The 16,337-nt window shown below is 69.7% G+C and carries 9 protein-coding genes and 1 pseudogene; 2 read left to right on the top strand and 8 right to left on the bottom strand.

What is annotated here, in order from left to right; all coding sequences use genetic code 11:
* Positions 1-115: 115 nt before the first annotated feature.
* On the top strand, positions 116-1,117 hold the full coding sequence (locus EV382_RS14095) for a universal stress protein (RefSeq protein WP_165435789.1): 1,002 nt from the start codon (positions 116-118) through the stop codon (positions 1,115-1,117).
* 195 nt (positions 1,118-1,312) lie between these two features.
* Here EV382_RS14095 and EV382_RS33965 read toward each other — a convergent pair whose 3' ends face one another.
* The 8 genes and pseudogenes from EV382_RS33965 to EV382_RS14050 all read right to left on the bottom strand — a co-directional run.
* Positions 1,313-2,830 (bottom strand): Acg family FMN-binding oxidoreductase, encoded by a 1,518-nt coding sequence (locus EV382_RS33965; protein ID WP_425271897.1) that lies wholly within the window; start codon positions 2,828-2,830, stop codon positions 1,313-1,315.
* Positions 2,831-2,890: 60 nt separating this feature from the next.
* Complete coding sequence (pflB, locus tag EV382_RS14080; protein ID WP_130402179.1) at positions 2,891-5,128, bottom strand: formate C-acetyltransferase; 2,238 nt, start codon at positions 5,126-5,128, stop codon at positions 2,891-2,893.
* 222 nt (positions 5,129-5,350) lie between these two features.
* Positions 5,351-8,008 carry a pyruvate, phosphate dikinase gene (gene ppdK, locus EV382_RS14075; protein ID WP_130402177.1) on the bottom strand — a complete coding sequence of 886 codons (2,658 nt, stop codon included), beginning with the start codon at positions 8,006-8,008 and terminating at the stop codon, positions 5,351-5,353.
* Positions 8,009-8,284: 276 nt separating this feature from the next.
* The gene (locus EV382_RS14070) at positions 8,285-10,687 is read right to left on the bottom strand and encodes a phosphoketolase family protein (RefSeq protein WP_130402175.1); all 2,403 of its coding nucleotides are present in this window, start codon (positions 10,685-10,687) and stop codon (positions 8,285-8,287) included.
* 114 nt (positions 10,688-10,801) lie between these two features.
* Complete coding sequence (locus tag EV382_RS14065) at positions 10,802-11,248, bottom strand: nitroreductase/quinone reductase family protein (protein ID WP_130402173.1); 447 nt, start codon at positions 11,246-11,248, stop codon at positions 10,802-10,804.
* 26 nt (positions 11,249-11,274) lie between these two features.
* Complete coding sequence (locus EV382_RS14060) at positions 11,275-12,375, bottom strand: Acg family FMN-binding oxidoreductase (RefSeq protein ID WP_130402171.1); 1,101 nt, start codon at positions 12,373-12,375, stop codon at positions 11,275-11,277.
* A 44-nt stretch (positions 12,376-12,419) separates the two neighbouring features.
* Positions 12,420-14,984, bottom strand: coding sequence for a bifunctional acetaldehyde-CoA/alcohol dehydrogenase (adhE, locus tag EV382_RS14055; protein ID WP_130402169.1), 2,565 nt, complete (start codon positions 14,982-14,984; stop codon positions 12,420-12,422).
* A gap of 319 nt (positions 14,985-15,303) precedes the next feature.
* Positions 15,304-15,492, bottom strand: a pseudogene (locus EV382_RS14050) (universal stress protein); the annotation flags it as partial.
* Positions 15,493-15,652: 160 nt separating this feature from the next.
* On the opposite strand from EV382_RS14050, the gene EV382_RS14045 reads away from it, so the two are divergent.
* Positions 15,653-16,312: a response regulator gene (locus tag EV382_RS14045; protein WP_130402167.1), complete on the top strand. Its 660-nt coding sequence runs from the start codon at positions 15,653-15,655 to the stop codon at positions 16,310-16,312.
* Positions 16,313-16,337: the final 25 nt, after the last annotated feature.

Raw genomic sequence — 16,337 nt, 5'->3', positions numbered from 1 at the left:
CGTATTCATCGACGGTGGAGCGCGACGTGGCCGGCGGCCGACCGGGACCAACAGCCCGGCCGATGGTGCCCGGAGACCGTGCCACCGGCCGGTGCCGTGGGCCTACCGTGCTGTCATGCGTAGCGACGTGTCGAATCCTCGGAACCCGCCGGTCGTGGTCGCCGTGAACGGCTCGCGCATCGGGCCGGCTCTGGTTGATCTCGCGGCCGCCGAGGCGGCCCTGTACCGAGCCCCGCTGCTCATCGTGCATGTCTGGCCCGGCCGGTACACCGGCGCCTATCGCGGACGTGGGGCCGTGGCGTCACGGGCCGACGCGCAACGGCTGCTCGACTTGTCGGCGCGCCGGGCGCGGTTGCTGCGGGCAGACATACCGGTCACGAGCTACCTCTTCGACGGCGGTGCCGCCTTCGTGCTGACCGAGGCGTCCTGGTCCGCCCGCCTGCTCGTGCTCGGGCACCGAGATGAGTCGTATGCGCGGCCGACGTGGGGCTCGACGACCGCGTACCTGGCACACCACACCGCTTGTCCGCTGATGATCCACGGCGGCGCGGCCCCGTCCCAGGGGCCGGTCGTGGTGGCGGTCTCGGCCCGGCCGGAGGGCAACGCCACGCTCGGATACGCCTTCGCGCGGGCCGCCCTGGTGGGCGCACCACTGGTGGCGATGCACATGTGGACGAGGCCCGGCGCCGTAGACGGAGTTCCGCCCGCTGTTCGCCCAGGAGCGTACGTCGAGGAACGTGCGGCTGCGGAAAAGGCGCTGGCCGAGTCGTTAGACGACTGGACGGCACGCTTTCCCGACGTGGCTGTCGAACGCGTGGTCGTCAATGACTCCGATATGGAGTACGCCGTCGGACGCGCCCTGCGGCGCGGTCGCCTCATGGTGGCCGGAATCGGGCTGAGCGGCAGCTTCGCCGAGCTCCTCTGCAATGCCCGGGAGGCCCGGGCGGGTCTGCGCAGGACGAGCCCGACCATCCTGATCCCACGAATGGGCGTTGCCGCGGACACGGTCGCCACATCGTCGCGGGCGCATGTCCGCAGCGTGCTCGATGCCATCGACACATCCGCCATAACCGGGTCCAAGGGTCCGGGGAACGGTGCACGCGCCGCGACAGTCTGAACGCTGTTTCGGATGGCTGAGGAGCACCGCCCGGTTACCGCGATGGGGTGCCGCGCTGCTGGCTACGGCGGGGCCGGTGGTCCTCCCGCTGCAACGGGACCCCCAGGGTCCACCGCGGCCGGTGCATCAGTCGCACTGTGCTCGACGAAATCTGCGGGCTGGACCCGGTGCCGTTCGAATACCGCCGCCGGTCCGTCAGCTCTGACGGACGACGACGTCGGCGACGTCCCGTCGCGGGGTGGGTCGTCCGGGCGTGCCGTAGCCGATGCGCAGGGCGAGCTGCGGGTATCCGGTCCGGCCGAGGGAGCGCCGTAGCTGGTCGCGGGCGGCCGGTACCTCGATCGGTTGGGAGATCATTGAGGTGGCCAGGCCGGCGTCGGTCGCGGTGAGCAGGACCTTCTGCAGGGCCTGGCCGGCGTTGATCTGGTCCGCCGGCCCGTCGCCGGCCACGCCGAGGACGCCGAGCAGCGGTTCGGGTTCGTGCTCACGGCCGGGCGCGCGGCGCCGGTTGCCGAAAGCCCGTTGCGGCAGCAGGTCGTGCGGCTCGGGCAGGGGTGCGCCAGCGCCTACCGGAACGCCGTCGGACGCGTCGTCGGCCTGGATCCAGCTGATCAGCTCGGCCTGGTACCGGGCGTCGCGGCGCAGCACCCGGTCGGCGCTGCCGGCGATCTCAGCGAAGCCGGCCAGGGCGGTCATGCCGACCAGCAGGTCGAGCCACGCGGATTCGCTGCGCGCGGCGTCGATGAGGCGGATGCGAGCGTCGGCCGGCACGGGATCGGGCCGAAACGGCGCCCGGTTGCTGTGCCGGCGGCCGATGGCAGCGTACAGATCCTGCTCGGTGTAGGTCGGTGGCCTTTCCGGGCCGGGGATGAGTCGGGCGATCACGGCGGATTCGACGGAGTGGGGGCGCGTGTGCACCTCGGCGGGCCGGCTACGCATGGCGAGGGCGAGGCGGGCGTTGTAGGTGGCGGCGCCGCATGCCAGGCGGATCGCCCAGCCGGACCGGTCTGCGACGGCGAGCTGCCGGTCCCGGTCGGCGACGACCTCGATGGTGCCGTCACGCAGTCGGAACAGCCACGGCTGGCTGTTGTGCATCGACGGCGCGCGGATGCCGGCCTCGGCGGCCGCTTGCAGGTCCGCGTCGCGGTAACCGTTCATAGCGGGTCTCCTTCGCGTTGGTCGAGGGGAACGACGACAACCGGGCACGCTGCCTCGGTTGCCACGGTCAGGGGGTACGTCGTCGCGACGCGACGGTCTTCCTCGGACCCAGATCGGCATGCCACGGTCGGCCAGGCGGTGCGCGAACCGCACGGTCGGCGTCAGCCTCCCGGTGCGGGTCACGGCCCGGTAGGTGGCCGGGTCGCCGGACTTGATGTCGAGTAGTACCAGGTCGGTGGCGTCGAGCAGTGCGTCGTCGGTGCGGTCGCCGAGCAGACCGCTGGTGTCCAGGGCGGTGTGCAGCCGCATCTCTTTGCACTGGCGCAGCACCTCGCGGGTGAAGGCGGGCTGTTGCAGCGGTTCGCCGCCGCTGAGGGTGACGCCGCCGTGGGCCACCTTCAGGAAGCGTTCGTAGCGGCGGATCTCGGTGAGCAGGTCGTTGACAGAGGTGGGTCGGCCGAAACGGCGGTACTGGGTGTCGGGGCTGTGGCAGTAGAGGCAGCGCAGCGGGCAGCCGGCCAGGAACGCGACGAACCGGGTGCCCGGCCCGTCCACTCCGAGTGGAGATGTCGAAGGAGTGGAGCGAGCCGGTCACCTGCGCCGTGACGGTGGTCATCACAGCGATCCGTGGAAGGTCCGGGAGATGACGTCGCGCTGCTGATCGGGAGTGAGCTTGACGAAGTTCACCGCGTACCCGGAGACCCGGATGGTCAGCTGCGGGTACTTCTCCGGGTGGACCATGGCGTCTTCGAGCGTCGCCCGGTTCAGCACGTTGACGTTCATGTGGAAGCCGCCGCTGTCGGTGTAGCCGTCGAGCACTCCGGCGAGGTTGGTGATCCGTTCGTCGCGGGCGTGGCCGAGGCCGTCCGGAGCGACGGTGATCGTCAGCGAGATCCCGTCGCGCGCGCGGCGGTACGGCAGCTTGGCGACCGACAGCGCGGCGGCGACCATGCCGTGCCTGTCGCGGCCGTTCATCGGGTTCGCGCCCGGCGCGAACGGCTCACCCGCGCGCCGCCCATCGGGCGTGTTGCCGGTGTGCGTGCCGTAGACCACGTTCGAGGTGATCGTGAGAATCGAGAGCGACGGCTCGGCACCCCGGTAGGTGGGCTGGCGCCGGATCTTGGCCATGAATCGTTCGACCAGATCGACGGCGATCGCGTCGACGCGGTCGTCGTTGTTGCCGAAGGCAGGGAAGTCGCCGTCCACGGCGTAGTCGACGGCCAGACCGTTCTCGTCGCGCAGGACCTTGACGTGGGCGTGCCTGATGGCGCTCAGGCTGTCCACGGCGACCGACAGGCCCGCGATGCCGGTGGCGAGGAAGCGGTGCACCGGGTAGTCGTGCAGGGCCATCTCGATGCGCTCGTAGGCGTACTTGTCGTGCATGTAGTGGATGACGTTGAGCGCGTCGACGTAGGTCTCGGCCAGCCAGTCCAGAGTCCGGTCGTACGCGGCCAGGACCTCGTCGTAGTCGAGCACGTCGTCGGTGATCGGCTCGGCGACGAAGACCCGCTCGCCGGTCATCTCGTCGCGGCCGCCATTGATCGCGTACAACAGGGCCTTGGCGAGGTTGGCGCGCGCGCCGAAGAACTGCATGTCCTTGCCCACCCGCATGGCGGACACACAGCAGGCGATGGCGGTGTCGTCGCTGTACGCAGGCCGGATCAGGTCGTCGTTCTCGTACTGGATGGCGCTCGTGTCGATCGAGACCTGGGCGCAGAACCGCTTGAACCCCTCGGGCAGCGCCGGCGACCACAAAACGGTCAGGTTCGGCTCCGGGGCCGGACCCAGGTTGTACAGGGTCTGCAGGTAGCGGAAGCTCGTGCGGGTGACCATCGGTCGGCCGTCGCAGCCGATCCCGCCGAGCGCCTCGGTCACCCAGGTCGGGTCGCCGGAGAACAGCTGGTCGTACTCGGGCGTGCGCAGGAACCGGATGATCCGCAGCTTGATGACGAAGTCGTCGACCAGCTCCTGCGCCTCCCGCTCGGTGAGCCGGCCCTCGACGATGTCGCGCTGCAGGTAGACGTCGACGAACGTGGCGGTCCGGCCCAGCGACATCGCCGCGCCGTTCTGCTCCTTGGTGGCCGCCAGGTAGGCGAAGTACAGCCACTGGATCGCCTCGCGGCCCGTGCTCGCCGGGCCCGAGATGTCGCGACCGTACCGGCTGGCCATGAGTCGCAGCTCCTCCAGCGCCCGAATCTGCTCGGCCAGCTCCTCACGGTCGCGGATCACGTCCTCCGACGACAGATGAGCGTCGAGCGACGCCTTGACCGCCTGGCGCTCGGCGATCAGGTGGTCCACCCCGTACAGCGCGACGCGCCGGTAGTCGCCGATGATCCGGCCCCTGCCGTACGCGTCCGGCAGCCCGGTGATGATGTGCGAGCGGCGGGCGGCCTTCACGTCGGCCGGATAAGCGTCGAAGACCCCGTCGTTGTGCGTCTTGCGGTACCGGCTGAAGATCGCTTGCACGGCCGGGTCGAGGGTGAAGCCGTACGCCTCGAGACCGGCCTCCACCATCCGCAGCCCACCGTTCGGCATGATCGCGCGGCGCAGCGGCGCGCTGGTCTGCAGGCCCACGATGAGCTCATCGTCCTGGTCGAGGTAGCCCGGCTCGTGCGCGGTGATCGTGGATGGGGTGTGGGCATCCACGTCGTAGACCCCGCGACGGCACTCCTCGACGAACATGTGCCGCAGTTGCCGCCAGATCCGCTCGGTACGGTGCGTCGGCCCGGCCAGGAACTCCGGCCCGCCGGTGTACGGCTCGAAGTTGTCGTGGATGAACGCGCCGACGTCGATCGTCTCGCGCCAGCCGGTGCCGTGGAACCCGCGCCAGGCTTCGTGGGATGTGGTGGCCATGGTCCCTCCTTCGTCTCCTCCAGCCTCGCCGAGTGACAACCTGTGGTTTAAGGGCCAGAGGTCCCGGACGGGTCGGGACCGTCCGGGACCTCCGGGTGTGGGCGCGATCTCGTCGGCCCTGTGGGTGGTCTACGTGGTGGCATCCACGGCCGGCACGAAGCGTCCGTCGATGTAGGCGCCGATCTCCCGATCGCCACGGCGCACCGGTGTCACCGTCGTCGTCTAGCGGCTGTCCGAGCCGGCCACCGCGCTCGCGGCACGACCGGCCTCGAGCCGGGCGATCGGTACCCGGAACGGCGAGCAGGAGACGTAGTCCAAGCCGGCGTCGTGGAAGAATCGCACAGAGGCCGGATCGCCACCGTGCTCACCGCAGACCCCGACGGTGAGATCGGGCCGGACGGCTCGGCCCCGCTGGACGGCGGCGCGGACCAGCTCGCCCACGCCGTCGCGGTCGATGCTCTCGAAGGGTGAGATCGAGAAGATGCCCAGCTCGAGGTACCGGCCGAAGAACGCGCCTTCCACGTCGTCGCGGGAGAAGCCCCACGTCATCTGGGTCAGGTCGTTGGTGCCGAACGAGAAGAACTCGGCGACGGTGGCGATCTGCCCGGCGGTCAGTGCGGCCCGGGGCACCTCGATCATGGTGCCGAGCCGGATCGGCGGAGCGCCGGGCACGCTCGCCAGCACCGACTCCGCTTCCGCGCGTACCGTCTCGAGTTCTTGAACCGCTCCGACCAGCGGAACCATGATCTCCGGCCGCGGGTCGCCGCCGGCGGCGACCCGGGCGGCCGCGGCCTGCGCGATCGCGCGGACCTGCATGGCGAACAGACCGGGGATCACCAGGCCCAGGCGTACGCCGCGCAGCCCGAGCATCGGGTTCTGCTCGTGCATCCGCCGCACCGCCGTCAGCAGCGCACCGTCATGGCCCGGGTCCACGCCGAGCGCGTCCGCGCGGGCCACCCGGGCGGTCAGCTCCTGCAACGGGGGCAGGAACTCGTGCAGCGGCGGGTCGATGAGCCGCACGGTCACCGGCAGCCCGTCCATCGCGTCGAACAACTCCTCGAAGTCGGCCCGTTGCAAGGGCAGCAGCGCCTGGAGGGCGCTGGCGCGCGCGGCGTCGTCCTCGGCCAGGATCAGCCGCTCGACCAGCCGGCGGCGCTCGCCGAGGAACATGTGCTCGGTGCGGCACAGGCCGACTCCGGTGGCGCCGAAGCGGCGGGCACGGGCGGCGTCGGCGCCGGTGTCGGCGTTGGCGTGCACCTCAAGCCGGGCCTGGTGATCCGCGTGGATCATCAGCCGCTCCATCGCGGAGAGCAGCGGGTCGTCGTGCGCCGTCAGTTCGCCCTCGAAGTACCGCACCACCGCGGAGGGCCGCACGGCGACCGACCCGGGGTAGACCTTTCCGGTGGTGCCGTCGATCGAGATGACGTCACCAGCGTGCAGGGTGCGGCCCGCCACGGTGACCGAGTCGCCGTCGACGCGCAGTTCCTCGACTCCGCAGACGCACGTCTTGCCCATGCCGCGTGCGACCACCGCAGCGTGCGACGTCTTGCCACCGCGCGAGGTCAGGATGCCCTGAGCAGCGATCATGCCGGGCAGGTCGTCGGGGGTGGTCTCCCGGCGCACCAGGATGACCGGCTCGGTCGCCGCCACCGCGGAGGCGGAGTCGAAGACGATCGCGCCGACGGCCGCGCCCGGAGAGGCCGGCACGCCGGTGGTCAGGGGCGGGGGAGCGGCGGTGGTGTCGAAGTTGGGAAACATCAGCTGGGCCAGTTGCTCGCCGGTGACCCGCTGCAATGCCTCGTCCAGGGTGATGCAGCCCTCGTCGACCAACTGGGCGGCGATGATGAACGCGGCGGCTGGCGTGCGCTTGCCGACCCGGGTCTGCAGCATCCACAACGTGCCATTCTCGATGGTGAACTCGATGTCGCACAGGTCGCGGTAACGCTGTTCGAGCCGCTGCATGATCAACAGTAGCTGCCGATAGCTGGCTGGATCGACGGCGGCGAGCTCGGCCAGCGGCACGGTGTTGCGGATCCCGGCGACCACGTCCTCTCCTTGGGCGTTGCGCAGATAGTCGCCGTAGACGCCGCGCCGGCCGGTGGCCGGGTCCCGGGTGAAGGCGACCCCGGTGCCGGAGTTCGTCCCCTGGTTGCCGAAGACCATCGCCATGATGTTGACCGCCGTGCCCAGGTCCTGCGGGATGCGCTCCTGCCGGCGATACAGGACGGCGCGTTCGGCGTTCCACGAGCGGAACACCGCGCCGATCGCCAGGAACAGCTGTTCGTGCGGTGCCTGCGGAAAGGCTCGACCGGTGTGCTCGTGGAACACCTTTTTGTACGCGTGTACCAGGTCCTGCAGTTGAGCCGTGTCGAGTTCCGGGTCCGTCCCGACGCCCGCGATCGACCGCGCGGCCGTCAGTTCCTCCTCGAAAGCTTCGCCTGGAACGTCGAAAACCGTCTTACCGAACATCTGGATCAAGCGCCGGTACGAGTCCCAGGCGAACCGCTCATCCGCGCTCTGCTGGCCGAGGCCGACGACACTCGCGTCGTTCAGGCCGATGTCGAGGATCGTCTCCATCATCCCTGGCATCGAGAACTTGGCACCGGAGCGCACCGACAGCAACAGCGGATCTCTGGGGTCGCCGAAGGTCTTGCCCATCCGATTCTGCATCTGCCGTAGGTGGTGCTCGACCTCGGTGAGCAGGCCCGCGGGCATCGTGCCGGTGCGCAGGTAGGCGCGGCACGCCTCGGTGGTGACGGTGAACCCTGGCGGCACCGGCAGGCCCATCAGGGTCATCTCGGCCAGGTTGGCGCCCTTGCCGCCGAGCAGGTCCTTGAGGTCCTTGTTGCCGTCCGTGAAGTCGTACACGTATCTGGTCATGGCCCTTGGCACCCCTTCCCCTCGCCTCCTTTGTAGACCGGTCGGCGCAGCTCGTCGTAGGGTCGGAGGTCCCGCATCGACGGGCCGCGGCGGGACGCGCTCGGGTAACGGGGTTTGCGGCTCTGAGCTGCGCAATCCGGCTGCCACCGGCACCGGTGGGGAAGCAGTCCGGTGCTCCGGGTCGCCGCCGCGACATGAGGTGACGGATCGGCTGTCGTCCGAAGCGATGATGGAGACGGTGGCGCCGGCCGGCCGGCGCCACCGTCTCGGTGAAGCTCAGCCGCGTGCGGCCCAGTCGCCGAGGGCCCAGTCGCGGACCTCGGGCATGTCCTCCAGGTGCTCCACCACGTACGTCTCGTGGCGGTCGAGCTGACTCTGGCACCACGCCTTGAGGTCCGCAGCGCCGCGTGGGAGGTGCTTGGCGTTGTTGATGGCGTCCATCACCAGGTGGTACCGCGACGCCCTGTTGCGCACCGTCATGTCGAACGGAGTGGTGGTCGTGCCCTGCTCGATAAAGCCGCGGACGCGGAACCGGTCCGCATCGGGGCGGCCGTGCACGAGCTGGTGGATCGCGCCGGGGTAGCCGTGGAAGGAGAACACCACGTCGACGGTGTCGGTGAACAGTTCGGTGAACAAGGTCTCGCCCATGCCGTGTGGGTGGTCCTTGGGCCGGGCCAGAGCCATCAGGTCGACCACGTTGACCACACGGACCTTGAAGCCGGGCAGCCGGTCGCGCAGGATCCGTGCCGCCGCGACCGTCTCCATGGTGACGACGTCGCCGGCGCAGGCGAGGACGATGTCGGGGTCGCTGGTGCCGTCGTCGGTGCCGGCCCAGTCCCAGACGCCCGCGCCGCGGGCGCAGTGCTCGATCGCCTCGTCCATGGAGAGGTACTGCAGTTGCGGCTGCTTGTCGATCACGATCAGGTTGATGTACGACCGCGACCGGAAGCAGTGGTCGGCCACCGACAGCAGGGTGTTGGCGTCCGGCGGCAGGTAGACCCGGGCGACGTCGCCGCGTTGGGTCAGCACCACCTGGATCAGGCCCGGCCCCTGGTGGGAGAAGCCGTTGTGGTCGTTGCGCCACGCCGTCGAAGTGAGCAGCACATTGAGGCTGGGCACCTTCTCGCGCCACGGCAGGTGCTTGGCCTCCTGCAACCACTTGCCGTGCTGCACGGTCTGCGAGGCGCTGACCATGGCAAATGCCTCGTAGGTGGCGAACATGCCGTGCCGGCCGGTCAGGTTGTATCCCTCCAGCCAGCCGTGGCAGTTGTGCTCGCTGAGCACCTCCATGACGCGGCCGTCGCGGCTGATCGCCACATCTTCTGGCGTCACTCGTTCCATGAAGGCGCGGTCAGAGACCTCGAAGACGGAACCGAGCCGGTTGCTGTTGGTCTCGTCTGGGCAGAACAACCGGAACCGGTCGGCGTTGCGGGTGTAGATGTCGCGCATCATCTCGCCCAGCTTGCGTGTCGACTCGGTCCGCTGCTGCGCGGGCCGGGGCACGTCGACCGCGTAGGTACGGAAGTCCGGCAGGTCCAGATCCCGGGTCAGCACGCCGCCGTTGGCGTGCGGGCTGGCGCTCATCCGTAGGTCACCGTCGGGAGCCTGGTCCCGGATCAACGCCACGGGCGCGCCGGCGGAATCGAACAGCTCCTCCGGACGGTACGACTTGAGCCAGCGCTCGAGCAGTGCGAGGTGCTCCGGGTTGTCTTTGACGCCGGACAGCGGCACCTGGTGTGACCGCCACGTCCCGGTGACGGTGATCCCGTCGACGGAGTCCGGCCCGGTCCAGCCCTTCGGCGACCGCAGGACGATCAGCGGCCAGACCGGGCGGGTGCCGTCCCAGGAACCGTCACGGGCGGCGTTCTGGATGTCGCGGATCCTCGTCCAGGCAGTGACCAGGGCGGCGGCGAAGCGGTGGTGCATGCCGGGCAGGTCGGAGCCCTCGACCTCGATGACGTCGTAGCCGTGGCCGCGCAGCAGGGCGCGTACCTCCTCGGGATCCTTGCGCCCCAGCACGGTGGGACCAGAGATCTTCGCGTCGTTGAGGTGCAGGATCGGCAGAACCGCGCCGTCGCGCTCGGGATTGAGGAAGGACACGCCCTTCCAGGAGCCCTCAAGGGGCCCGGTCTCGGCCTCACCGTCGCCCACCACCGCGATGGCCAGCAGGTCCGGGTTGTCCATGACCGCGCCGAACGCGTGGACCAGGACGTAGCCCAGCTCGCCGCCTTCGTGGATGGAGCCGGGGGTGGTCACCGACACGTGCGACGGGACGCCGCCCGGGCTGGAGAACTGCCGGAACAGGCGCAGCATCCCGGCCTCATCCTGGCTGACGTCCGGGTAGATCTCGCTGTAGGTGCCTTCCAGGTAACCGGCGGCCACCAGTGCCGGACCGCCGTGACCCGGACCGGCCAGGTAGATCGCCTGCTGACCGGTGTGCCGGATCAACCGGGAGACGTGCGCGTAGATCAGCGACAGGCCGGGGCTGGTTCCCCAGTGACCGAGCAGGCGTGGCTTGATGTGCTCAGCCGACAGGGGTTCGCGCAGCAGCGGGTTGCCCTGCAGGTAGATCTGCCCGATGGTCAGGTAGTTGTTCGCCCGCCACCACGCGTCCAGACCGGCGAGCTCGGTGTCGTCGAGTTCGGCGAGCGTACGGGATTCGGATACGACCGCGGTCACGTGGTTCCTTTCACAGATCTTGGCTTGTCGGACTTACGCTAGGCCCAGCCGAGGCCGGCCACCCAGGGCCGGAAGCCGTCCGTAAAAGGACTACCGGCCCCCAACTCCGGGACCTCAGGGCCCCACCGGTGTGATCAGGAATATCGGGTACTCCGACGCTATCGCAGCGAACTGCGCTAGTGAAGAATGTCGATCGATCGGGAAATGCGGCCGGGCACCGGGCGCCTTCGCGAGATATTCGCGCAGGATCGGCGCTCGTTGCGCCACGTCGATCTCGACCAGCCGGACCGGCTCGCGCCGGCCACAGCGCAGGGTGGCCGCACCGCCGGCGGCCCGGACGTTGGCTACCCAGTTGGCGCGCCGCCCGAGCATCGAGACCAGGTAGCGCCGCCCGTCATGAATGGTCATCACCAACGGGAAGGCCACTGTCCGCCCGCTCCTGCGGCCGACCACTTCCAGAGTCACCCAGGTTGACGGCGCCAGGAATCCGCTGCTGTGCTGGGCGGCGGCGATCCGGTTGAGTACCCGCGCGAGGCGACCGGGGCGACCGCCCGGGTACATCCGGCTGCGCCATGCTCGTGAAAAGATCACTGGTCGTTCCTCTCCAGTACCTCGGAGAGCGGCCGGCGAGGTGTCACCGCGGCCTGCGGTCCGTATCCGATCCGGATGATCATCTGCGCCCAACGGCCGGCTGCGGTGTCGGTGAGCAGGTCGCGCACCGACGGAACCTCGAGCGGTTGGCTGATGGGTGTGGTGGCCAACCGCAGCCGGGTGGCCGCCAGCAGGACGTGCTGCAACGCCTGACCGGCGCGGACCCAGTCGTTCGGGCCGTCACCGAGCGTCGCGAGCACCGCGATGGTCGGGTGTGCCTCGAAGAGCTCACTTGTCCGCCAGGGTTGCGGATGGACGAGGCCGAAGTCCCGGATCGGCATCCGGTCGAGGGCGTCCCCCGGTCCGATGGCGGCCGCGGGGACGCCGTCGTGGCGGCCCGGCGCGGGCCTCGTCCAGCGGCCCAGCTCGCCGCGGTAGCGGCCGCTCGCGCGCAGCCGGCGCTCGGCCTGGTGCCCGAGTCCCAGGATGGCGTTACGGGTGACCGGACCGGCGATCGTGAGTGCCGTTCCCTGGTCCCGGGCGGCCAGGGTCAGCTCCTCGACCGCGTCGGCGGGCACGGCCGAGTCGGCGAACGGCCACCGGTTGGTGTGCCGCCGGGCGATCGCTTCGGCCAGCGTCGTCACGGTTTCCGGCGGTGCGGCTTCGCGGTCGAGCAGCACCCGGGCCACCAGGTCGGGCGAGTCCGGTTCCGGAAAGAGGAGGTAGGTCGTCCGCCATCCCTGCGCCCGCAGAGCCAGCCGCAAGGTGAACAGGGCCGCACCGACACTGATCAGGAGTTCGCGACCGGACGGGTCCAGCGCGTCGAGTCGGCGGCTGTGGTCCGCGTACACCCGCACTTCCCGGCCGGTGACCCGGAAACGCCATGGCTGGCTGTTGTGCAGCGAAGGGGCGAGCGTCGCCGCCGCCACGCACCGGGCGAGCACGTTGTCGGGTGGCGCGTCGATGGTGACTGCCCGGGTGGAGACGATGTCCGGGTCGGCGAGGAGATCGTCGCCGGGCAGCGTGGCCGCCACCTCGCCTGCGGTGGCTCCCCACGTGAGCCACCGCCCGGGCAGTGGGAGCACTGTTGCCGTCATGGCGTTTCCTCTCTGAGCGAAAGCGGCACCTTCCGCCGGCTCGGTCAGCCGGCGGTCGCTGGTTGGTAGTACGCGGCGCGTATCAGTTCCTGCATGTCGGCGAGCATCGGCATCCGGGGATTCGCGGGCGCGCACTGGTCCTCGTACGCGTTGAGCGCCTGCTGCGGCAGCGCCGTGAGGAAGGCCCGCTCGTCCACGCCGACAGCCGCGAACGAGGGTTCGATACCGACCTCGTCCCGCAGCTTCTCGATCGCCGTGGCCAGAGCTTCGACCGCTTCGGCGTCCGTCGCCGTGGGCAGCCCGAGGGTGCGGGCGATGTCGGCGAAGCGTTGCGGCGCCCGGTAGCTCTCGTACCTGGGCCAGCCGGTGAGTTTGCTCGGCACGGCCCCGTTGTAGCGGATGACGTGCGGAAGCAGAATCGCGTTGGTGCGCCCGTGTGCGATGTGGAAGGTGGCGCCCAGGGTGCGCGACATGGCGTGCACGATGCCGAGGAAGGCGCTGCCGAACGCCATACCGGCGATCGTCCCGGCATTGTGCATCTTGTCGCGAGCCTGCGGGTCCGCAGCGCCGTGCCGCACAGCGCGGGCGAGGTTGCCGAAGATGAGCCGGATGGCGTGCAGGGCCAGGCCGTCGGTGAAGTCGCTGGCGTAGACGGACACGTAGGACTCGATCGCGTGGGTGAGCGCGTCGAAGCCGCTGTCCGCGGTGACCACCGCCGGCAGGTCGGCGGCCAGCACCGGGTCGACGATCGCCACACTCGGCGTGAGGGCGTAGTCGGCGAGCGGGTACTTCTTGCCGGACGCGGTGTCGGTGATGACGGCGAACGGGGTGACCTCGGCCCCGGTGCCGGAGGTGGTCGGGATGCACACGAGTTGGGCCAGCGTGCCGAGGGTGGGGAACTTGAACGCGCGTTTGCGGATGTCGAAGAACTTTTCCCGTAGATCGGCGAAGACCACCTCGGGGTGCTCGTAGCGCAGCCACATCACCTTGGCGGCGTCCATCGCCGAACCCCCGCCGAGGGCGATTATGGTGTCCGGCCGAAACGAACGCATCAATTCGGCGCCACGGTCGACGGTGCCCACGCTGGGCTCCGGCTCGACGTCGTCGATGATCTGCAGAGCCACCTGCTCGCGGCGGCGGTGCAGCACGGACAGCACGCGGTCCACGTACCCCAACTTGGTCATGGTGTGGTCGGTGACCATCGTGACCCGGTGCACGTCGGGCATGTCGGCGAGGTAACGGATCGCGTTCGGCTCGAAGTAGATCTTCGGCGGAACCTTGAACCACTGCAGATTGTTCGTACGCCGGGCGACCCGCTTGATGTTGATCAGGTCGACGGCGGTGACGTTGTGCGACACCGAGTTGTGACCGTAGCTGCCGCAGCCCAGCGTCAGCGACGGCAGGAAGGCGTTGTACATGTCGCCGATGCCGCCCTGCGAGGCCGGCGCGTTCCAGATGATCCGGACGGCCTTGACCCGACGACCGTACGCCTCGGCCAGATCGGCGTCCCGCGTGTGGATGACGGCGCTGTGGCCCAGACCGTCGAACTCGACCATCTGCTCGGCGTAGGCGAAGGCCTGGTCGTGACCGGTGGCCGGCAGGAGGGCGAGCACCGGGCAGAGCTTCTCCCTGGTCAGCGGCTCGGCCGGGCCGACGCGGGCGACCGGGGCCAGGATGATCGAGGTGTCCGGGGCGACCGGGAAACCGGCGTGTTGGGCAATCCAGGTCGCTGACTGCCCGACCACGTCCGGGTTGAGTTTTCCGGAGCCGAAGAGCAGCGTCTCCAGCAGCGACTTCTCCTCCGGCGTCGCGACGTGGGCGTGTAGTCGCTGGAACTCGGCGAGGGCGGCGGGCCGGATCGCGTCGTCGACGATGACGGCCTGCTCGGAGGCGCAGATCATGCCGTTGTCGAATGACTTGGACAGCACCACGTCGTTGACCGCGCGGGCCACGTCGGCCGAAGCCTCAAGGTACGCCGGGACGTTGCCGGGGCCGACGCCGAGCGCCGGTTTGCCGGTGGAGTAGGCGGCCCGGACCATGGCGTTGCCGCCGGTCGCCAGGACCACCGAGACACCGCGATGCTGCATCAGTTCGCTCGTCGCGGCCACCGACGGTTGCTCGATCCACTGGACGCAGTGCTCCGGCGCTCCGGCGGCGACGGCGGCGTCGCGGACTGTGCGGGCGGCCTCCTGGCTGCAGCGTTGCGCCGCCGGGTGAAAGGCGAAGATCACCGGGTTGCGGGTCTTGAGGGCCAGCAGCGCCTTGAAGATGGTGGTCGAGGTCGGGTTGGTCACCGGTGTCACCGCGGCCACCACCCCGACCGGCTCGGCGATCTGGGTGATCCCGGTGATGTCATCGCGGGCGATCACCCCGACGGTGCGGACGTCGGCCATGTGGTTGGTGACGTGTTCACAAGCGAAGATGTTCTTCACCGCCTTGTCCTCGAACACGCCGCGGCCGGTCTCCTCGACCGCCAGCACCGCGAGCTCGGCGTGCCGGCTGAGCGCGGCCACCGACGCCTTCTTCACGATCTCGTCGACCTGTTCCTGGTCGTAGGAGTCGTAGTCGGCCAATGCCTTGAGACCGTTCTCAACCAAGGTCTCGATCATGCTTCTGCCCTCCGTCGGTCCGTCCTCTCGAACGTAGGTATCCGTCGATCGGTAGTGGCACGGCCGATGGGCCCGCGAGGACGGGACCACCGGCCCGCGCCCGTACCGGGTGGCCGTCGGTGGCGTCATCGTCCTGCGTCGACGGCCTCTGCCGTATCGGCCGCAACTCTCTGCGATGCCCGTGGGATCGGACCTGGGTGGCGTCGGCCTGTCGGCGGTCACCGGCGACACTGTCGCTCACACACGCACTGGTGGCCATCGATGCAGACGGCTGGACCGCCCCGGCCGGCTGAGGCGGTCCAGCGTTCACAGCCGCGGTTCAGGCCTGCGGAATCTCCCGGACCACCGCCACCGTGCACGGCGACCGGTGCAGCAGGTGCTGGCTGACCGAGCCCAGCAGCATCCCGCGGAGAGCACCACGCCCGCGGCTGCCGACCACCACCAGTTGCGCTCCGGCGGCCGCCTCGGTGAGCGCATCGGCCGGGTGCTCGGCCCCATCCCGAACGCTATTTCCGGTGCCCGCGGAAGGGCTCGATGACGTGACCCACCGACGGCCACCGCACCAGGTGCTGACTTCCGCCTCGGCGCGTTACCGGGCGGTCTCCCGGCCTGGGCGGGGAAGGACGCCGCCGTTGGTGTCAAGGCGCACGGCAGGGTAGGAAGGACGCATGATCCGTGTCTTTCTGCTCGACGACCACGAGGTCGTCCGTCGCGGCCTGGTTGACCTGCTGCAGGCGGCCGGTGACATCGAGGTGGTCGGCGAGTCCGGTCTGGCGCAGGAGGCGACCAGCCGGATCCCAGCGCTGCGGCCCGACGTCGCGGTGCTCGACGCCCGGCTGCCGGACGGCAACGGCATCGACGTGTGCCGCGACGTGCGGGCTGTGGATTCGACGATCAAAGGGCTGATCCTGACCTCGTACGAGGACGACGAGGCGTTGTTCGCGGCGATCATGGCTGGCGCCGCAGGATATGTGCTCAAGCAGATCAAGGGCACCGACCTGGTCGACGCGGTACGCCGGGTGGCGGCCGGGCAGTCACTGCTCGACCCCGCGGTCACCCAGCGAGTCCTGGAGCGCATTCGCAACGGCGTCGAGCAGCCGCGCGAACTCGCCGGTCTGACCGACCAGGAACGCCGGATCTTGCAGTACGTGGCCGAGGGCCTGACCAACCGGGAAATCGCCGGCCGGATGTTCCTCGCCGAGAAGACCGTCAAGAACTACGTGTCCAGCCTGCTCGCCAAACTCGGTCTGGAACGCCGCACCCAGGCTGCGGTGCTGGCAACCAAGCTGCTCGGTGAGCGCCCGCCCAGGGGTGCAGGACCCATCTAGTGCCCGGACCACAAACGTTCGCCGG

Origin of the sequence: Micromonospora violae, assembly GCF_004217135.1 — a bacterium.
In the GTDB taxonomy this organism is placed as follows: domain Bacteria; phylum Actinomycetota; class Actinomycetes; order Mycobacteriales; family Micromonosporaceae; genus Micromonospora; species Micromonospora violae.
This window is presented reverse-complemented; position numbering and strand designations above follow the sequence as displayed.